Here is an 18,752-nt window from a genome sequence, read left to right as displayed (position 1 = left end):
TTAGCCATGATAACGCTCCTTAAGCTGCTTCAACTTTCTTAAGGCTGCCGTTTTCAGCACCTATGGTTTTTAACATGTTGTAGATCATGATACCGAAACCAGCTACAACCAATACACCACCTAAGAAACGCATAAAGTAGAATGGGTAAGAAGCCGTTAAGCTTTCAACAAAGCTATAAGTTAACGTACCGTCAGTGTTAACTGCACGCCACATTAAGCCTTGCATTACACCTGAAATCCACATTGCTACGATGTATAAAACGATACCCGCAGTGTGCATCCAGAAGTGGATGTTGATTAAGCGAACGCTGTACATACGCTCTTGGCTAAATAACACTGGAATTAAGTGGTACATTGCACCAATTGAAACCATTGCAACCCAACCTAACGCACCTGAGTGAACGTGACCAACAGTCCAGTCAGTGTAGTGAGATAGTGCGTTTACAGATTTAATCGCCATCATTGGGCCTTCGAAAGTAGACATACCGTAGAAAGACAATGAAACGATTAGGAAACGAAGAATAGGGTCATTACGTAGTTTGTGCCATGCACCAGACAACGTCATGATACCGTTGATCATACCACCCCAAGAAGGAAGGAATAATACAACAGACATTACCATACCTAAGCTTTGTGCCCAGTCAGGAAGTGCCGTGTAGTGTAAGTGGTGAGGACCTGCCCAAATGTATAGTGATACTAGTGCCCAGAAGTGAACAATAGATAAACGGTAAGAGTAAACTGGACGTTCTGCTTGCTTAGGTACGAAGTAGTACATCATACCAAGGAAACCTGCTGTTAGTAGGAAACCTACAGCGTTGTGACCGTACCACCATTGCATCATTGCGTCGATTGCACCGGAGTAAATCGAGTAAGACTTCATACCAGAAATTGGAATTGCCATGCTGTTACCAATGTGCAATACCGCAACGGTAATGATGAAGCCACCGAAGAACCAGTTCGCAACGTAGATGTGCGAGGTCGTTCGTTTGATTACAGTACCAAAGAATACAATTGCATAGCTTACCCAAACTACCGTGATAGCAATATCAATCGGCCATTCTAATTCAGCGTATTCCTTACTTGAAGTGTAACCTAACGGTAGGGTGATTACGGCAGCAAGGATAACGGCCTGCCAACCCCAGAAGGTGAACGATGCTAAGCTGCCACCAAACAATGCTGTTTTACAAGTACGTTGTACAACATAGTAAGATGTAGCGAAAAGTGCACTAGTACCAAAAGCGAAGATTACCGCATTGGTGTGCAGTGGACGTAAACGGGAGTAGGTTAGCCAAGGAGTATCGAAATTTAGCGCAGGCCAAATTAATTGAGCTGCAATTAAGACACCAACTAGCGTACCTACAAACCCCCAAATGACAGTCATCACAGTAAATTGACGTACAACTTTCATGTTGTAGTCTACTGCTGCTGTATTACTTTGACTCATGTTATGGTTTCCGCAGTTTTTAGTTATTCATTAACAGAACGTGGATTGCGCCTAATGGCCCGCAAAACGATCTCACTCAAAGCTAACCTTAAGTTATAGACCAAATTTTGTGAGTCACCAGCGGTTCTCCAACCCGTGCGCATATTAAAGAGTTACCCCCAAAAAGTCATTAGCGTTACGGGTAAAACCTGTTCTAAATCAAAAAAAAACTGAGATATCCGCCATAATCAATAAAAATGCCAGTAAAATACCATTTTATCGACCGTGAAACGGCAGTGTTGTGACCAAAAAATACACTTATATCATTTTGTTTTTATTCTCTTTATTTGGCTGTAAACCAAGCGGTAATCGCATAGATATTAGCCAGGAGGTTGGCTGCATTTATGGTCAATCTAGTTGTCAATTATCCACTCAGTTTGGCGAGATTAGTCTAGGTTTTAATACTAAATTTTTAGTTGCTGAAACGCCGTTTGAGATGCATATCTTGGCGCTACCAAATGAGCTTACTGTAACCAGCGCACACATGGCTGGCGAAGACATGTACATGGGTAAAATCCCATTGTTTTTCAAACAGGTAAGCGATGGTGGCTGGGCGGCGCACACCATGTTCGGTAGCTGCGCACAAGCACAAATGACATGGCGAGTGTGGTTAACGCTTGAATCGGCCATTGGCGAGACGCAAACAGTTAGTTTTACCGTGCAAAGTTTTCAAAGTTTCAACGCCATACCTGAAGATTTATTGTAATCTTCGGGGATAGTCTTACAGTTTAGCTGCTAATCATGACTGCTATTGATGGATTTTATCCATCACTTTTATACATCACTTTTATCTATGACTTTTATACTTCACTTTTATAAAAAGCTGCTAGCTAGCAAATAGCCATAGTGCGACACAAAGCATTAACCCACCTGAAATTCTATTGAGTAATTTCACGTTGCCCTGCGAGGTGAGTAACTTACCTATGGTTTTCCCACCCGTTGCATACAGCATCATGCAAATAAACTCTGAAAGTAAGATAATGGCGACCAGAAAGCTTAGCTGCGGTGCCAGTGGCATTGATTGGTTAATAAAAGGCGGTAGTAAGGAAACCATAAACGCCCAGCCTTTGGGGTTTGCTATTGCGGTGACAAAGCCTTGTGAAAAAAGTTGTAGCGGCTGTCTTTCTCCGTTGTCGTCTTTACTAATGGCAAGCTTGCCTTTCGATCGCCACATGTTAATACCGATATACGCTAAATAAATGCCACCGATAATTTTTAGGGCGGCGAATGCGCTAGGGTAGTTAAGCATTACCGCCGCAACCCCCATTACAGCAGCAATGGCAACGCTAGCAACGCCCAATAGCTCACCAAACATCATAAATAGCGTGCGCCTGACGCCAATAGACATGCCCAGCGTCATCGCTAAGGTCATGCACATGCCGGGTGTGATGCTAACGAAAAAAATGGTTGGAATAAAAACGGCGAGCAGGGTGGTATCTATCATCTGATTTTCAAGTGTTTGTCATTTGTACCAATTAAATTAGAAGCCAAAACCACAATCATTAGCTTAGTGAAAAACGGCTCCTTAAGGAGCCGTTTTAATCATATTAATATTCCAAGAAGAAAGACGCTTATCGCCTAGATACTATTGGTAACGTCAACAGACAATTTCAGCATTTGGCCTGGTTGTAAGTAGTTTTTGCGGCTCAAACTATTCCAACGCTCAATATCTTTAATGGACACGTTAAACTTATTCGCGATACGGGCAAATGAGTCACCACGACGAACCTTGTAAGTAATATTGCGCATGACAACTTGTTCAGCGGGTTTACCGGCTGACTGCTTTAAACCACTCTTTTGCCAAATCACGAGCTTTTGACCTGGTTTAATGTAATCACGCGGTGCCATGCCATTCCACTTCGCAATGCTCTTGGTAGAGACATTGTATAAGCGGCTAATGTCCCAAAGTGTGTCGCCTGATTTCACCTTGTGGTAGGTTTTGATGCCATTGCGTTTGCGCTGCTGGGTTTTGGTTAAACGCTGTTCTTGCGACAAAATGTAGTCATCAAGCGCTTGCGCCGCGACAGGGATCAGCAAATGTTTACCTGCGCGAATATTATTGCCTTTAATGCTGTTAACTCTGCGGATCAGCTCTGGTGTGGTATGAAACTTCTTGGCGATACGAATTAAGCTGTCACCTGATTTGATCTGATAACGCTGCCAAGACAAACGCTCTTTATCGGTCAGTTTTGCTAAACCTGTTTCAAATGCTTCAACTTTTGCGGTTGGTACAACCACATAATGTGGCCCGTCAGGGTCGGTTGCCCAACGATTAAAACCTGGGTTTAGTCGTTGAAATTCAGCAAGAGATAAATCAGCTAACCGCGCGGCTTTGGCTAAATCGAGTTGAGATTTAATATCAACCGTTGAAATGACTTGGTTGTTATTAATTTTGTATAAGTTCAAACCGAAGTCATCAGGACGCTTAACAATATCAGCTAGTGCTAGCAGTTTCGGCACATAAGCGCGAGTTTCTTTAGGTAAATCAAGTGACCAAAAATCAGTAGGCTTGTTCTTACGTGCATTAGCTTTCATTGCTCGTTTGACTCGACCTTCACCTGAGTTATAGGCTGCTAGGGCTAATAACCAGTCACCGTCAAAATATTTATGTAGGTATTTAAGGTATTTAATGGCGCCATCGGTTGAGGCAATCACGTCGCGTCTGCCGTCGTACCACCAATTTTGCTTCATGCCAAAGCGTTTACCTGTACCTGGTACAAATTGCCACATGCCAGAAGCTCGCCCGTGAGAGTAGGCAAACGGGTCAAAGGCACTTTCAACAATTGGCAACAATGCCATTTCAATTGGCATATCATTCTTTTCAAGCTCTTGCACTATGTAGTGCAAAAATGGCTCTGCGCGCTTTGCAACGCGATCTAAATAGCTTTGGTGTTTTGCATACCAGTTGCGCTGTACAACAACACGTTTGTTTTGCGGAATATCGAACGTAATTTGTTGTTGAATGTGTTGCCAAATATCATCAGAGATATGTATGTCATCATCCGCTAAATTAATATCAACGTCAGCTACAGGATGAATAACGTCTATGGATTCATCAGCCATTAATGCTTGATTGATTTCAACCGGAGTCGCGATGTATTCGTTAGCGGCGATTAAATCAGATGACTGCTCTTGCTGCGTGGTTTGACAGCCGAGCAATAGTAAAGAGGCTGATATTGAAAGTGTTAACTGCTTCATAGACGCTTATTTTGACAAAAACTAACCGAATTCTACTGGTTTGAATAACTAATTCAAGTTGTTATTAAATTTCATCAATCGTCGCTAAAATTCATCTTTCCAGCGTCGAACCGCAGCGAACACGTCAACTTCATTACTAAGTGTTGCGCCAGTGTATGATTGCGCGCTTTGCTGAACTTCAGCTTGGTCAGCACGTAAAAAAGGATTAATTGCCAATTCTCTTGCCATTGTGGTGGGTATGGTAGCTATTTGCTGTGCTCTTAATTGCTTAGCGGTTTCTACATATTCATTGAGTTCACCATTATTTGGCTCAACGGCTTGCGCAAACGCTAAATTGGCTAAGGTGTATTCGTGCGCACAGTACACAGTTGTTGATGGTGGCAATTGTTTAAGCTTGGCAAGTGAGTGGTGCATTTGCGCAGGCGTACCTTCAAATAAACGGCCACAACCGCCACTAAATAATGTATCGCCACAAAAAAGAACATCGTCGTTAACGTAAACAATATGGCCTGCGGTGTGACCGGGAACATCAAGCACCTGAAAACTAAGTTGAGGCTTATCGATATTGACGCTATCGCCCTCGGTTAATGGATAACGACAAAGGGGAATGTTTTCAGTGGCAGGGCCATAAATATTTATGTCGTTACCATATTGCGCAACAAGCGCTTTAACAGCGCCAACATGATCACCATGATGATGAGTAATCAATATATTGGTCAGTTTCAGGTCGTTAGCTTCGATGTAGTCTATACAAGGTTCGGCTTGGCCTGGATCGACAAGTGTTAGTTCAGGTTCATTTTCTTGTGTAATCGCCCAAATATAATTGTCGTTAAATGCATGAATCGCCGTTATATTAATAGTCATAGAGTTGTTTAATTCGCTAAATGTGCCCAATTGTTGGCTAGTATAACTAAATTAAGTCGTTTGCATAAAAATAACGAGTAGTCATGGGTGTAAATAGCTGTTGGAGTAATACGTAACGATGAAATCGGCTTTAGCCTTCCGAGAACCGAGCTCGCCGCAAAGCTGGCAGTCTTTGCCGATGGGCAATGTGATACTCGATGCGATTAATCAAACAATCGCGCCGTGGACTGCGAAATTCTTTGGTTATCATCTGATGAAAATAGGGGCATTGAGTGGCGCTTTAGATACCCACTTATCACCCATTAAGCATCAAATCACTGTCGCTCATTGTCGTCATAATAGTTCTGTTATTGCTGATATTGACGACTTGCCGTTTATCGAACACAGCGTAGATGTGTGTTTACTGGGGCATGCATTAGAATTTAGTGTTGACCCACACCATGTGCTCAGGGAAGCGAGTAGGGTACTAATTCCCAATGGCTACATGGTGATTACCGGTTACAACCCGATAAGTTTTGCCGGATTAAATAAAATACTGCCATATCGCCGCAAACAAATGCCATGGCGAGAGCACTTTTTTACCCCGATGCGGGTTAAAGATTGGCTTGAGTTGATGGGCTTTGAAATCTTGGAAGATACGCGTTTACTGCATTCAACACTAGCTGGGCAAGCCTCAGCAGATAATCAAACAGCAGTAAAGCAAGAAACAGCTAAATCTGCAGCAGATGCTGATGGCAATGAACAACCTTTGCCACAGGGTAAAATAAAACAAGCATGGCAAAAACTCGCACAAGCATATTTTCCCGCCATTGGCAGTATTTATGTGATTGTCGCGAAAAAACGCGTACACCCACTGACACCGATAAAACCTAAATGGCGATTACGCCCAAGTCTACAGCCAGCGCGAGTGCCTTCTATGAACAGTAATAGAGTGAATAGCAATAGGCTGAACAGTAACAGAATGAACAGCAACAGAGTGATTAGCAACAGAAATAGCAAGGCAACTAAAAATAAGTAGTGCTTTACAAACTGCCCTTGTGCGTAAAAAGAAATTTTATTGCAGTTGGCCGTTTCTTAACTAAGACAGCCCGTTAACAAACTCAATGCGATGAAGCTACTATCAATGCCAAATGCAGTTACCTTGACGTTTTCCTATCTGTGCCTGTTACTTTCCTTCGGCACGTTTTCTCAAACCTTTGTTAGCCCCAAACAACAAGTTAATTTAGTGGAAGTATATAGCTCTCAAGGTTGCAGCAGCTGTCCTCCAGCAGAAAAGTGGCTTAGTCAATTTAAAACTGACAAACGCCTGTTTGAGCAGTTTATTCCAATTAATCTTCATGTCGACTATTGGGACTACATTGGCTGGAAAGATCCTTACGCCTTACGTGCTTTTACTAAACGTCAGCAAAATTACCAGCGCCTTGGTCACACACAAAACATTGCGACCCCAGGTTTTGTGGTTAACGGCAAAGGGTGGAATGGTTGGTTTTACCGCCAAGAATTACCGATAGATAACGCGCTAGTCGTTGGCGAGCTTAGTGCCAAAATTGATGAACAACAAGTAACACTGACCTTTGATGCTGAGCAAGCCCTACCGCCATATGTTCAGGCACACGTTGCGATTCTTGGATTTGATCAAATAACGCGTGTTACTCGCGGTGAAAATAGAGGCAAGGCATTGCCACATGATTTTGTTGTGATTGACTATCAGCAATCCAGTGTCAAAGTCAGCAATACTCAGTTGACGGCGAGTTTGCCTATTCCTAACAGCGGTAAGTTTGAGTCAAACCAAAAAGCAATTGTTGTATGGCTTTCTAAGCGATTTGACCCTAAACCTATACAAGCCGTTGGCGGTTGGTTAGATTAATGTCGCTGACTATAAAACAAATAGCCACAAAGTATATTTATTTACTAATCTCATAAACGTGAAAAATAAGAATAAGGAATCGAGTATGCCGATAGTTGCACTGAGAACGCCTGAAGAAAGATTTTCATTACTTCCAGCCTTTCCATACCAGCCTAATTATGTTGACGATTTAGCAGGTTATGAAACGCTTCGTATGGCTTATATTGATGAAGGTAGCAAAGATGCCAAAGCCACTTTTCTTTGTTTACACGGTGAGCCAAGTTGGAGTTATTTGTATCGTAAAATGATTCCTGTGTTCACTGAAGCGGGTTATCGTGTCGTCGCGCCTGATCTTTATGGATTTGGTCGCTCTGATAAGCCTGTTGATGATGATACATACACCTTTGAATTTCACCGAAACAGCTTAATGCGATTGATTGAGCGTTTAGATTTGAAAAATATCACCTTAGTCTGCCAAGATTGGGGCGGGATTCTAGGCTTAACCTTACCCATGGATATGGCCGCTCGCTTTGATAATTTATTAGTGATGAATACCGGCTTACCCGCAGGTGACGGTGCAACAGAGGGCTTTTACCGCTGGCGAGGATTTTGTGCCAGTGCACCTGAAATACCAGTTGGCGGTTTAATTGCGACAGATGCCGGCAGCGCAATGAATATGCTAGATGTTGTTGCTTACGATGCCCCATATCCAGACAATAGCTACAAAGCAGGAGTGCGCCGCTTCCCCCAATTAGTGCCAGTAGATCCAGATATGCCAGCTATTGATATAACAACGCGTGCTCGATCATTTTGGTCTAACGAGTGGCAAGGACAAAGCTTTATGGCAATTGGTATGCGAGATGCCGTGTTAGGTGAAAAATCTATGGAAGTACTAAGGTCGTTTATTAAGGGCTGTCCCGAACCCATGAAGCTCGAAGAAGCAGGGCACTTTGTTCAGGAATACGGCGTGCCCATTGCTAAGCAAGCATTAGCTAAGTTTGGTTTATAAATCCGTTTAATAACTTTGTGGTAGGTATACGTTTGGCATTGAGTGTACCTACCATTTAGCTTTGTCAGAATGTCGCTGTGTTAACCCGTGCTAAATTGTATTTACTTGTGTCAGTCGGCTCTAGAATAAATCGAGAGTATAGGAAACTTATGCTCGCCAAAATTAATGGTTAACGACAGCGTTTCTCCTGCCTTAAAATGTTGCTCTATATGCGTTGGGTTAACTCGTTCGCCATTTGCCGTGAGCGCCAGTAAATGTTTTTGATCTAGCATTCGCCATCCACTGGCTAAATTCCTGACCGTAACCACAGCCCAGCGCTCACCTGCCTGATTGCTCATCAAAGCATAATTAATAACCGCAAAGTCACTTTTACGAGGCTGTAGGTTTTGTTCATTGGGGAAGGCCAGCTCAAAATTTTCGGGAATCAGGCGCTCAATGCTCAGGGCTTGCTGATTCGCTAATGCATTTACTTTGAAAAATGCCGAAAAAAGTAAAAGTGATAACACTATCTTTTGTATCATCGATGGTTCCAGTTAATAAAGTTTGACAGTCACCTTAGCGGTTTACTTTAGCGACATGCATTAGCAACTCACGTTAGCAAAGCCCGCTTAACCTAACCTGAACTAATGCTACTGACTCTCGTCTCGCTCTAGCAGCGTTCTCTAAATTGGCTTGAGCTCTTTGGTTCAACTAAACTTTCTAAGTGCGTATATTTCCTTCTTTCACCTGTATTTAGATACTATGAAACTTAATACCGATCGATTGAATGCGTTTTATCAGGTGGCATTAGACAAGAGCTTTTGTCAGGCGGCTGACAACTTGTATATTACCCAATCAGCCTTGTCTCAGCGGGTGCTTAAATTGGAGCAGGAGCTGGACACCAACTTGCTGATCCGCAGTCCTGAAGGCATTGGTTTGACAGAGCAGGGGAAGGCCCTTTTCGAATATGTGTCGGACTTGCAGGCACGCGAGCAAGATGTGTTGAATCAAGTGACCGGCCGTAGCGCTATTGCTAACGGTATTATCCGTGTGGGAGCGTTCAGCTCAGTGATGCGTTCAGTGATTATGCCATCGTTATTGCCTTTGATTAATTCTCCTCATCAACTGAAGGTGGAGTTTTTTTCCAGAGAGTTGCGAGAATTACCCCCGTTGTTGTTGTCCGGAGAGGTCGACTTTATCGTCGTGGATGCCGAATTCACTGACCCGCGTTTGCAATTTGAGTTACTAGGCCACGAAACCTTGGTACATATACGTAATAAGGCCAGCGAACATCGGTTGGACCCGCCTATTTTTCTAGATCATGATGCGCATGATGTTACCACCTACAACTTTTTTGACACTCAAGGAATGGCGGATTTTGAGTTCGACCGCTGTTTTTATGATGACGTCTACGGGCTGATAGATGGCGTTCGCCTTGGGTTTGGTGAAGCTGTGGTGTCTGAGCATATTATTAAAGACAGTGATGATTTCGAGATTGTTACCCACGCGAAAGCCGTCACCAGCCCAGTCATTCTCTGTTATGTGAAAAACCGTTACATGTCGGCATTACAAAAACAAGTTATTGAGCATCTGCAACAGAATGCTCCTCGTCATTTGTGAATTTGTTAGTTTCGAGAAAAATTATTCTTTTGCTCTTACAACGACACTAATAGATTGTATTTACTAGCATTAAAGCAATTCTTATAGGGCAATTAATTTTAATAATTGTACCTTCTTAACCGCTGTCATTAAGCTTGGTTTCGTCCAATAACGGAACGGGAAAAAGACGATGGTTAAGCAAATAAACACGGTACAAAGCTCGGTAAAAAAAGACTCGGCAAAACCTCAAGGGCAATCACACGCTACTGCAAAGAGGTATACGCAATACTTTTTAGGGCTGTGCGTGCTCTTTATTGTTTCAGCGGTTTCTTTCTGTCCTGTCACTCAGGCTGCACTTGCAAACGTGCTGACGCCAATAATATCTGTTTTGAAATTAAGTTCTCTGAAATTCAGTACTGAGGGGATTGCCTATTCGGTTTTCTTCGGCTTATTGGTGATTGGATTAAGCATACGAACCAAGTATCAGGGTTGATACTCGGGAATAAATTGAATGATGCAGAAACCGACACATAACTTTAAATTAGGATGATTCCATGAAAACAATACAACTTGCGATTAGCGCGGCCATATATTTGCTGTTTTGGTGTGTGTTCACGTATCTATTGGTCTTTTTAGGTGGGCCGTTCTTTAGCTATTATTTTCCTCTGCCGGAAATCATTAAAACGGTAGGAAGTGGCCCAGTTTTAGGCAACATTCCATTGTTACCCGCCGTTATTGCTAATGCCTTACTTATTGTTGCCTTTGGGGTACAACATAGTGTGATGGCCAGATCAGGGTTTAAAAAGCTTATCTTGAAATGGATACCTTCGTCGCTAGAGCGCAGTGTATTTATGCTGGCAACCTGCTTCGTGCTTATCTGGTTCTATCTGGCATGGCAACCTATCGACATTATGGTCTGGCAAGCCACAGGAATGGCCTCGGTTGTGCTGCAACTTAGCTTCTTCGCGGGTGCAAGCTTGGTATTGTGGTCAACCTTTTTGATCAGCCATACGCAACTTTTTGGACTTGCTCAGGCTTGGTATGCCTATAAAGACAAACCTATGGTAGAAGAGGATTTCAAAACCCCATCTTTGTATAAAGTTTCTCGCCATCCTATGTATCTGGGTATGTTGATTGTGTTCTGGTCAACCCCTGAGATGACAGTCGGCCATCTGGTTGCGGCAAGTTTGTTCTCTATTTATGTGTTTATCGGCATTGGTTATGAAGAGCGTGACTTATTGGCGAGATTTGGCAAAGTTTACGCCGATTACATGGAGCGGGTGCCGCAGTTATTACCTATCGGGTTGAAGCGAGTTCAAAGCACACAACAGCAACAACCTACAAAAGCCCGTACATGATTTATCTGCTGATTTGGTCATGAATTCCTATAAGAGACTTTATGACTCTTTATGTAACAGGCTGTTTATCTTGGTGATAAGCAGCCATTACGTAATAAAGTGGGGCAGCTAAAACGACACATATTCACCTTTTCTCTCACAAGCCATAAATACAAACATTTTTTAATTTCTACATGTGTATAAATACAGTTTAAAGTAAATCCTTCTTTCCACGGTGAAAGCGCGCAAATTGCGCGCTTTCTTCCAATATATACTTTTTCATATTTTATAAGTTGTTGACTAGTATTGAAAAGTCCTTTTAACTAAAGTAAATATCAATGAATAAAGCGTTGAAGGGAATTGTGGAAAGCGCGCAATTTGCCTTCTAATAAACTGTTATGTGTCATTGAAGGGTGCTAAATCATGTATGACGTACTCGAGTTCGCAGGTGATGGGCCATATTTAGTAGAAGCTGAAGTCACACTATACAAGACCGAAGATGGTGGGCGACATACTCCTTTCACACAATACTATAGACCCAACCACAATTTTGATTGGCCTGAAAATTCAAGAATGTTTATGGGGCAATTTGAGTTACAAGAGGATGAATGGGTTTACCCCGGGGAAACTAAAATCTTAAACGTAACTTTTATTGACTCTATTGGGTTACGCGAGTTGTTAACTATAGGCCGAGTATGGAAGATTCAAGAAGGTTCAAATGTTATTAGTCAAGCGACCGTAAGGTATGTGGTCATAAACACATAACAAGAGACTATGGCGTCAATAGCTAACTTTTAGCCCTTGGCGCTTCCCACATTACTCCGTCTCTGAGCATCGAATTTAATATCACCACCATCTTTCTGATACAGGCAATAATCGCCACTTTTTTAGGTTTGCCTGCAACGACTAATCGTTGATAGGTGTCTTTAAACACGGGATTACTTTGAATAGCTGACAGCATGGCCATATATAACACCGTGCGTACTTGGTGCCGCCCACCTTGGATTCTCCGTTGCCCTTTATAACGGCCACTTTCTCGATTCATCGGCGCAACACCAACTAGGCTGCTCGCTTGTTTACCCGTCACATAGCCAAGCTCGGGTAAATTACAGATGATTGACGCTGCCGCTATCTTGCCAATACCTGTCATGCTTTGCAGAATCGTATTTTTCGCCTGGTATTCAGGACAAGACTCGATGAGTTCAACGAGCTTTTTTTCAATTTTTAGGATTTGATGTTTAAACGCGGTGAGTATTGGTTTTATCGTCATCGACAAGCTTTTCGGTAGGGATTGAAGGCGGTTCTTTTCCATCGTTTGCATCACAAGTAACTGATTTCTTCTGGCGACCAAATCACTCATGGCCTGCATGATGCTTGGTTTGAGTTGTGATAGTGCTGGTTTAATCACTTCCCCATAGTGGGCGATAAGCTGCGCATCAAGTTTGTCCGTTTTAGCCCGTTGCCCAATCGCACCAGCAAAGCGTTTGATGTGAATAGGATTGGCGATAACAAAGGGAAGTTTACTATTCGCACACGCCATAATAAAGGGCATTTCTAACCGTCCTGTCGCTTCAATAACGATGCGTTCAATCGGGTATTGCTTGAGCTGATTTATGGCCTCTGTAATCCCTTTTTCGTCATTGGTGACGGTGAAGTAAATGTCCAAAGGACGAAGGTAAACATCCAGTTGGTATTTACCTGTATCAACCCCAACGTGAATCTTTTGATTGATGACTGTTTTCATAATAAGCTAACCCTTGCTTGCATAATGCGGGTTCGAGACCCAGTAGACTATTCGAGTATGTTGCTTGGAGTCTTTTACAGCGTTCGTTCTTGTTACCGGTCTCTCAATTGAGGAGCCATTAATCAATCGAACTACTGTAAAAGAAGGCCTTAGTTGCCGCTAAGGCTTGGGTCTCACTTTACCGAAAATGGTTATTTAGGTGGGTAATTATCCATACAAGTTACTCAAAAGGACAATGCAGTTCAGCTGTTTTGACTGACACCTTCTTATCACTATAAATTTAAAGGGAAATTAAATGTTCGAACTATTACTCGTTATTTTAACTTTTGCATCACCGATCTTAATTGGTATTTTTATTTCTAAGTATTTTAAATACAAATCAGAAGTAAATGCCCAATTGCAAGCGCTACAAAGTGGGCTTGATAGCAAGACAAACCTTGAGCTTCAAAATGAAGTAAAAGCATTAAAAGAAAGGTTAGCCGCAGTAGAGGCTATCGTTACCGATAGTGGCTATGAGCTAAATCAGAAAATAGCGAACCTAAAATAAAGTATTCCTAACTCAAGGCTTTGAGATCAATAACTAATTTTTCACTGTTTATTCAAACATTAGGCATTACATGGAAACCAAACCTGAAAACTCCAACTCTCCAAAACCAAAACCAAAACGAAACGAAAACCAAAACTCAATATGATAATTCGTGATTATTTAGAAAAAGACTGGGCCCGTATCTGCGAGATACACGACTCAGCTCGATTAGATGAACTGCGAGGTGCCTCACTAGAAAGTGCGTTCTTACCACTGGAAGTAGCTGCAGAGAATGAAGATTTGTTTGAATATGAAATATTGATTGCTGAGCAAAATGATCAAGTTGTTGGGTTTATTGCATATGACAAAGAAGAAATTGCTTGGTTATATGTTGATCCAACTACCTATCGCAGTGGCATTGGTAAAGCATTAGTGAAAGCTGTTATTGGGTCACCTGCTCGCATATTTTCAATAGAAGTATTGAAAGGCAATAATGCCGCGTTAGCGTTCTATAAATCGCTTGGCTTTATTGAAACTGGCATGGCTAGTGGTCAAATGCCTGGCAACGAAAAGTATGAAGTAACGGTACACGAGCTAAATAACAATAAAGAGCCTAATAGGCTGTTGAATAAATAAAGCTTTTAGTTTCTTGCCGTTTTCTTTCAGATTTCAGTTTTGCTCTTGTCGCAATTCGGTTAGTTTAGCTTTTCTAAAGCTAATAAAAATCAAATAAAAAACTATAAAAAAGCCCGGTAATTACCGTAATGCCAGTCAGTTAAGAGCTGACTGGCATTTTTCGTTTATAAGGATATTTCGTCGGTTTCTTTCTAACGACTCTTGGGTAATGCCTATCGGGTAATTTGTCTGGTAATGTAAACATCCTCAAGGTGGTGAGTAATTCCTCATAGTGAATTGGCAGTTTGCTTGCGCTACGTATCGGTGTAAGCATGAGAAATGCAATCACGTGTCGCATGCATAAACTAAAACTTAGCCTCGTTGGTGATATCATTTCATCTGCGTTGGCGGCATCAAGCATCGCAATACGTATCAGGTTATAAGCCAGTAAAAGTCCCCATAACTCCTGACGCACCATGTCAGGCTTTTTACTACGTAGGACATGTTTGGCTTGATGTAATCCCTGCTTCATCTCCCTAAATCCTAGTTCGATTTCCCAGCGCTGCGTATAGACTTCGGTGAGTTCATCGTATGGAAATCGTAGCGGGTCGGTTAATGAGCTTAGTACACGATAAGACTTTCCATTCACTTGGTATGACGTGAGCCTCGCAGTGAGGTGTGCAGGCAGCCCCCTAAATTTCTTTCTTGCTTGTGGGCTGGTCGATAATGTGACTATCTTATCGTATTCACCCAAGCTGCGTTCAACTTGATACTGTAGGTCTTTTCTCGCGGGGATCATCCAATGAGTATTTTGCCCTTGATGTTGCCAGTTATGCAAAAGCCCCAGTGAATAATAACCTCGATCGAATAGGGTTAAAGACTCTTCTGGTACTGTTGGCAAAAGTCGCTCTGCTAATGTCATTTCGCCCACATGGCGACTATCAAATGCACTATCCAATAACAGGTGGCTTGACACTTCCATGAGCCCACACATGCGTATCTGAGGATAACTGCCTTCACCGCGCTGATTACGGTCACTCCCAAACGCTACACGGTTATCTTCATTGTCTTGTGTGCGAAAAACTACACCATCTACCGCGAGCAAATTTAACCCACACCAATGCTCAAAGGCATGAGTAGAAAATGCTCTATGAGCAAGTAATTGAAATGTTTGTTGCACCGCTTCGTAACCTAAGCGTTGGCGCCCTTGTACAAGCGCACTAGGCGCTACTAGCTTATGTTTGCCGGGGAGAGAAATATCAAGACGACTGGCAATATCCCAAACCGTTTCATGACGAAATAGACTCATTCCTATCACTGACCACATAACCGCTTCCAATGGCAGCCTTCTTCGCCTTACTGTCGCAACTCCGGCATACTCGAAAGCTTGTTCAAGAATATTTGGGTCAAGTATCGCTTTGAGTTTATCCAGTGTATTAACGTCATCTAAAAACGACGATACATCTTCAAAAGCTTGGACAAGGGGCATAAAAAAATCCGATAGCAGAAAACTGATATCGGATTTTGAAGCCTTTTAAATATCGGTCAACCGATCGATTAAATTTCTTAACTGATCGGCATTACGGTAATTACCGGGCTTTTATCACATAATATTCACTTAATTAGAACTTATATGTTGCTTGTGCGTAGGCAAAGCGGCCTTGACCGTTATGTACGTTAACCACAAAACCCATAAAGTCGTGGTAAGCAAACGGAGGTTCTTCATTAAATAAGTTAGTTGCACCTAACGTTAGTACAGTGTCTTCAATGCCGTAGTAGTTGATAGTGGCATCAACCGTGGTCATTGAATCAACTTTCTTATCGATGTTTAACGATGCTTCTTGGTCAAACTCACCGATGTAGTTAACCGCTACTGTAGCGCTAAAGTCATCTTTTAACCAGTCAACCGACGTTGTCCAACGCACTTCTGGTTGCTCGAAACCACCTTCTTCTGTACCACGGAAGTCTTCAAACTTAGTTACGTAGTTCATGATGTAACCAAAGCGGAATTGACCGTATTCAGTTTCTAGGTTGTAACGAATATCAATGTCTAAACCTGAAGTTTCTAAGTCACCAATGTTTTGGAAGCTGTCGTTAACTTGAATAACTTCACCTGGGTCACCAGGAATTGAAGTTGGGCGACGCTCTACGATGTTTGGATCTAAACCAAAGTTGTCCATTACAAACTGAGTATCAGAGTCGATAATGTCTTCAATATCGTAGTTGTAGTAGTCAATTGAGAAGCTTAAATCGTCGGTAACGTTGTAAATTACACCAAAGTTGTAACTCTCTGACTCTTCTGGGCCAAGATCCGGGTTACCTTCGAATACTGCTGTATATTCTTGAGGATCACATGCACGGTCTTGATCGCCAATTAATGCACAGCGCTGCGTATCAACTAAGTTTGGTGATTCGTCAGTGCGGCCTAAACCTAGCTGATGTAAAGAAGGTGCACGGAACGCAGTACCGTATGAACCACGAACACTTAAGTCATCACTTGGTGCCCACAAGAAAGATACTTTTGGATCGGTCGTCGTACCAAAGTCTGAGTAGTCTTCGTAACGTACCGCTAGTTGTACTTCTAAGGTATCAAGCACTGGAATTGCTAATTCACCGAAAATGGCGGTGTTATCGCGTGAACCGTTAGCTTGTGTTGCTTCGGTACCGAAGATGTCACCACGTAGGAATTGATCATCTGGGTTATCAGCAATGCTTTCTTCACGGTACTCGGCACCTAATGCAAGTAGTAAGTCGCCGTGTTCCATTTCTAGCACAGGGCCAGAGATCTTAAAGTCAATTGAGCGGTTAGTTGATTTACCGACACGAACAGTGGTTGTTTCGATGTAATCAAGTGATTCTTGAGAGTTAGCAGAAGGCTCAAACGGATTCCAGTAAAGGGTTGTACCATCATCTAACTGTACACCGTCAATGGCTTCTTGGATGCGGCGTGAGTTAGGGAAGCCGTCAACACCACGCTCTGTTGATTCGCTCTTAATGTAGCTGTAAGCAAGTTCCCAGCTCCAGTCGTTAACTTCACCTTGCAAACCAAGAATTGCACGGTAGTAGTCAGAATCAACACGCTTCTCACGGTTACCGATATCTACGGTACGACGACGCATGGTTAAGTCTTGTTGATAGAACGGATGATCTGGCATATCGGCAAATGGATGATTTGGGTTGTCGCCAGACATAAACAATTCGTTGAAGCTTGGGCTACCTGCACCGCGAACAATTGATTTTGAGTTTTGACCGTTTAACTCAGCAAATGCACGTACCGTGTCGTTAATTTCGTACTTACCCATGTAGTTCCAGCTAAAGCGTTCTGCATCTGGGATCATGGTCATGTGTGGCGCGTAATCGTAACGACAAAGGTTGTTCTCAGGGTCTTGGTCTTCAACTGGACAAATGTCGTTGCCGAATAAGTCAATCAAACGATTTGACGGATCAGAGGCAAGGGCAATTGTACCTGGAATACCTGAAGATGAACGGAAATCAGTTGCTAATGGGTCGCCAGTTAGCGCTGCTTGGTTAGCTGAACGAGAGTAGTCGCGATCAGCGTATAATACTTCTTCACGATCAAAATATTCTAAGATGAACGTATGGCTAGATTTTTCAGTTTGATTACCAAACACTAAACTAAAGCTTTGTTCATCACCGCCACCATCGGCGGTTGTGCCCACTTTACCTGATAGTTCAACACCATCAACATCGTCGCGAAGTACAACGTTAATTACACCTGCAACAGCGTCTGAACCATAAGTTGCAGAAGCACCATCTTTTAAGATGTCTACACGTTTAATGGCAGATAATGGAATGTTGTTGATATCAACGAAAGCGGTATCAATACCTTTAGCGAATGGACTGACCGAAACACGGCGACCATTAACTAAGATTAGCGTTGAATCGGCACCTAGGCCGCGCAGTGATACCGATGAACCACCATTAGCCGTATCATCTGAGCTGTTTGCTTGGGTTGAGAAAGTCCCTTGGCCAGAGATAGGTAACTTAGTGAATAAGCTAATTAAATCTGTGACACCGGTTTTTTGAATATCGTCTGACGATAAACTTGTGATCGGCGATGGGCCTTCCATACTGGTGCGTTTGATGTGTGAACCAGTAATTTGAATGCGTTCGATTTCTTCGTTTGCTTCTTCGGCTACAGCGTTGAAACTTTGAGAGGCAAGCAGTGCTGCTGAAATGCTAAGCGCAAGTGACGTTTTCTTTGAAAAGAACTTTGTCATTTCCATATTTCCTTTTGCGTTATTTTGCTTTTGTTATTTGTGTCAAATCCTGATGGTAAACCATTGTTCACAAAGTGTTACAGGGGAGAAGCACTTAGTTCACTCGGTACAACATGACGCTAATTTTGTATCAAATAAATCAGCATATAGAAATAGGGTATATGTATATAACTTAATCAAATTGTAAATTATTCTGTCCGTAAATTATGAAATTTCGCGCTGCAGCCCTTGTATACACTTAGTTTCTTTACGATTTAGTTCGTACGAAAATAAATTTATAAAAAATAACCGTTTGCTGAATTAATATTCAC

At 42.4% G+C, this 18,752-nt stretch carries 18 protein-coding genes; 10 read left to right on the top strand and 8 right to left on the bottom strand.

All coding sequences use genetic code 11. The features are described 5' to 3' along the window. Positions 1–19 precede the first annotated feature (19 nt). Positions 20–1,444, bottom strand: coding sequence for a cytochrome-c oxidase, cbb3-type subunit I (ccoN, locus tag DXX92_RS10550; RefSeq protein WP_116000410.1), 1,425 nt, complete (start codon positions 1,442–1,444; stop codon positions 20–22). Positions 1,445–1,724: 280 nt separating this feature from the next. Here ccoN and DXX92_RS10545 point away from each other — a divergent pair, with 280 nt between their 5' ends. Then, positions 1,725–2,189, top strand: a complete 465-nt coding sequence (locus tag DXX92_RS10545) for a hypothetical protein (protein ID WP_116000409.1) — start codon at positions 1,725–1,727, stop codon at positions 2,187–2,189. Positions 2,190–2,309: 120 nt separating this feature from the next. Here DXX92_RS10545 and DXX92_RS10540 read toward each other — a convergent pair whose 3' ends face one another. The 3 genes from DXX92_RS10540 to gloB form a co-directional block, all read right to left on the bottom strand. Beyond that, positions 2,310–2,927 (bottom strand): LysE family translocator, encoded by a 618-nt coding sequence (locus DXX92_RS10540; protein WP_116000408.1) that lies wholly within the window; start codon positions 2,925–2,927, stop codon positions 2,310–2,312. A gap of 134 nt (positions 2,928–3,061) precedes the next feature. Next, positions 3,062–4,681, bottom strand: a complete 1,620-nt coding sequence (locus DXX92_RS10535; RefSeq protein ID WP_116000407.1) for a lytic transglycosylase — start codon at positions 4,679–4,681, stop codon at positions 3,062–3,064. Between the two features lie 84 nt (positions 4,682–4,765). Then, positions 4,766–5,545, bottom strand: coding sequence for a hydroxyacylglutathione hydrolase (gloB, locus tag DXX92_RS10530; protein ID WP_116000406.1), 780 nt, complete (start codon positions 5,543–5,545; stop codon positions 4,766–4,768). A 118-nt stretch (positions 5,546–5,663) separates the two neighbouring features. On the opposite strand from gloB, the gene DXX92_RS10525 reads away from it, so the two are divergent. The 3 genes from DXX92_RS10525 (at position 5,664) to DXX92_RS10515 (ending at position 8,400) form a co-directional block, all read left to right on the top strand. Further along, positions 5,664–6,563: a methyltransferase domain-containing protein gene (locus DXX92_RS10525; RefSeq protein WP_116000405.1), complete on the top strand. Its 900-nt coding sequence runs from the start codon at positions 5,664–5,666 to the stop codon at positions 6,561–6,563. A 105-nt stretch (positions 6,564–6,668) separates the two neighbouring features. Next, entirely contained in the window at positions 6,669–7,412 is a 744-nt protein-coding gene (locus DXX92_RS10520) for a DUF1223 domain-containing protein (RefSeq protein WP_181901740.1), read from the top strand. A gap of 85 nt (positions 7,413–7,497) precedes the next feature. After that, positions 7,498–8,400, top strand: coding sequence for a haloalkane dehalogenase (locus DXX92_RS10515; protein ID WP_116000403.1), 903 nt, complete (start codon positions 7,498–7,500; stop codon positions 8,398–8,400). 110 nt (positions 8,401–8,510) lie between these two features. Here DXX92_RS10515 and DXX92_RS10510 read toward each other — a convergent pair whose 3' ends face one another. After that, positions 8,511–8,921: a hypothetical protein gene (locus DXX92_RS10510; protein ID WP_116000402.1), complete on the bottom strand. Its 411-nt coding sequence runs from the start codon at positions 8,919–8,921 to the stop codon at positions 8,511–8,513. 220 nt (positions 8,922–9,141) lie between these two features. Here DXX92_RS10510 and DXX92_RS10505 point away from each other — a divergent pair, with 220 nt between their 5' ends. The 4 genes from DXX92_RS10505 (at position 9,142) to DXX92_RS10490 (ending at position 12,080) form a co-directional block, all read left to right on the top strand. Beyond that, positions 9,142–9,999 (top strand): LysR family transcriptional regulator, encoded by an 858-nt coding sequence (locus tag DXX92_RS10505; protein ID WP_116000401.1) that lies wholly within the window; start codon positions 9,142–9,144, stop codon positions 9,997–9,999. Positions 10,000–10,168: 169 nt separating this feature from the next. Then, positions 10,169–10,471: a hypothetical protein gene (locus DXX92_RS10500; protein ID WP_116000400.1), complete on the top strand. Its 303-nt coding sequence runs from the start codon at positions 10,169–10,171 to the stop codon at positions 10,469–10,471. 61 nt (positions 10,472–10,532) lie between these two features. Then, positions 10,533–11,336 (top strand): methyltransferase family protein, encoded by an 804-nt coding sequence (locus DXX92_RS10495; protein ID WP_116000399.1) that lies wholly within the window; start codon positions 10,533–10,535, stop codon positions 11,334–11,336. A gap of 402 nt (positions 11,337–11,738) precedes the next feature. Continuing rightward, entirely contained in the window at positions 11,739–12,080 is a 342-nt protein-coding gene (locus DXX92_RS10490; protein ID WP_116000398.1) for a hypothetical protein, read from the top strand. Positions 12,081–12,102: 22 nt separating this feature from the next. On the opposite strand, the gene DXX92_RS10485 is transcribed toward DXX92_RS10490, so the two are convergent. Further along, positions 12,103–13,059, bottom strand: a complete 957-nt coding sequence (locus DXX92_RS10485) for an IS110 family transposase (protein WP_116000397.1) — start codon at positions 13,057–13,059, stop codon at positions 12,103–12,105. Positions 13,060–13,354: 295 nt separating this feature from the next. Here DXX92_RS10485 and DXX92_RS10480 point away from each other — a divergent pair, with 295 nt between their 5' ends. Beyond that, positions 13,355–13,606, top strand: coding sequence for a hypothetical protein (locus DXX92_RS10480; protein ID WP_116000396.1), 252 nt, complete (start codon positions 13,355–13,357; stop codon positions 13,604–13,606). A 141-nt stretch (positions 13,607–13,747) separates the two neighbouring features. Beyond that, the gene (locus tag DXX92_RS10475; RefSeq protein ID WP_116000395.1) at positions 13,748–14,221 is read left to right on the top strand and encodes a GNAT family N-acetyltransferase; all 474 of its coding nucleotides are present in this window, start codon (positions 13,748–13,750) and stop codon (positions 14,219–14,221) included. 139 nt (positions 14,222–14,360) lie between these two features. On the opposite strand, the gene DXX92_RS10470 is transcribed toward DXX92_RS10475, so the two are convergent. Further along, the gene (locus tag DXX92_RS10470; RefSeq protein WP_115999868.1) at positions 14,361–15,689 is read right to left on the bottom strand and encodes an IS4 family transposase; all 1,329 of its coding nucleotides are present in this window, start codon (positions 15,687–15,689) and stop codon (positions 14,361–14,363) included. 133 nt (positions 15,690–15,822) lie between these two features. After that, the gene (locus DXX92_RS10465; RefSeq protein WP_116002384.1) at positions 15,823–18,441 is read right to left on the bottom strand and encodes a TonB-dependent receptor plug domain-containing protein; all 2,619 of its coding nucleotides are present in this window, start codon (positions 18,439–18,441) and stop codon (positions 15,823–15,825) included. Positions 18,442–18,752: the final 311 nt, after the last annotated feature.

Origin of the sequence: Thalassotalea euphylliae, from assembly GCF_003390395.1 — a bacterium.
Classification (GTDB): domain Bacteria; phylum Pseudomonadota; class Gammaproteobacteria; order Enterobacterales; family Alteromonadaceae; genus Thalassotalea_F; species Thalassotalea_F euphylliae_C.
Note: the sequence above shows the minus strand (reverse complement) of the source record. Positions and strands in the feature narration are given on the sequence as shown.

Excerpts from the sequence above, each read along its gene's own strand:
- DXX92_RS10485 (WP_116000397.1), bottom strand. The coding sequence starts at position 13,059 with ATGAAAACAGTCATCAATCAAAAGATTCACGTTGGGGTTGATACAGGT.
- DXX92_RS10500 (WP_116000400.1), top strand. The coding sequence starts at position 10,169 with ATGGTTAAGCAAATAAACACGGTACAAAGCTCGGTAAAAAAAGACTCG.
- DXX92_RS10535 (WP_116000407.1), bottom strand. The coding sequence starts at position 4,681 with ATGAAGCAGTTAACACTTTCAATATCAGCCTCTTTACTATTGCTCGGC.
- DXX92_RS10475 (WP_116000395.1), top strand. The coding sequence starts at position 13,748 with ATGATAATTCGTGATTATTTAGAAAAAGACTGGGCCCGTATCTGCGAG.
- DXX92_RS10515 (WP_116000403.1), top strand. The coding sequence starts at position 7,498 with ATGCCGATAGTTGCACTGAGAACGCCTGAAGAAAGATTTTCATTACTT.
- DXX92_RS10465 (WP_116002384.1), bottom strand. The coding sequence starts at position 18,441 with ATGACAAAGTTCTTTTCAAAGAAAACGTCACTTGCGCTTAGCATTTCA.
- DXX92_RS10495 (WP_116000399.1), top strand. The coding sequence starts at position 10,533 with ATGAAAACAATACAACTTGCGATTAGCGCGGCCATATATTTGCTGTTT.
- DXX92_RS10510 (WP_116000402.1), bottom strand. The coding sequence starts at position 8,921 with ATGATACAAAAGATAGTGTTATCACTTTTACTTTTTTCGGCATTTTTC.
- gloB (WP_116000406.1), bottom strand. The coding sequence starts at position 5,545 with ATGACTATTAATATAACGGCGATTCATGCATTTAACGACAATTATATT.
- ccoN (WP_116000410.1), bottom strand. The coding sequence starts at position 1,444 with ATGAGTCAAAGTAATACAGCAGCAGTAGACTACAACATGAAAGTTGTA.
- DXX92_RS10490 (WP_116000398.1), top strand. The coding sequence starts at position 11,739 with ATGTATGACGTACTCGAGTTCGCAGGTGATGGGCCATATTTAGTAGAA.
- DXX92_RS10480 (WP_116000396.1), top strand. The coding sequence starts at position 13,355 with ATGTTCGAACTATTACTCGTTATTTTAACTTTTGCATCACCGATCTTA.
- DXX92_RS10520 (WP_181901740.1), top strand. The coding sequence starts at position 6,669 with ATGCCAAATGCAGTTACCTTGACGTTTTCCTATCTGTGCCTGTTACTT.
- DXX92_RS10505 (WP_116000401.1), top strand. The coding sequence starts at position 9,142 with ATGAAACTTAATACCGATCGATTGAATGCGTTTTATCAGGTGGCATTA.
- DXX92_RS10470 (WP_115999868.1), bottom strand. The coding sequence starts at position 15,689 with ATGCCCCTTGTCCAAGCTTTTGAAGATGTATCGTCGTTTTTAGATGAC.
- DXX92_RS10525 (WP_116000405.1), top strand. The coding sequence starts at position 5,664 with ATGAAATCGGCTTTAGCCTTCCGAGAACCGAGCTCGCCGCAAAGCTGG.
- DXX92_RS10540 (WP_116000408.1), bottom strand. The coding sequence starts at position 2,927 with ATGATAGATACCACCCTGCTCGCCGTTTTTATTCCAACCATTTTTTTC.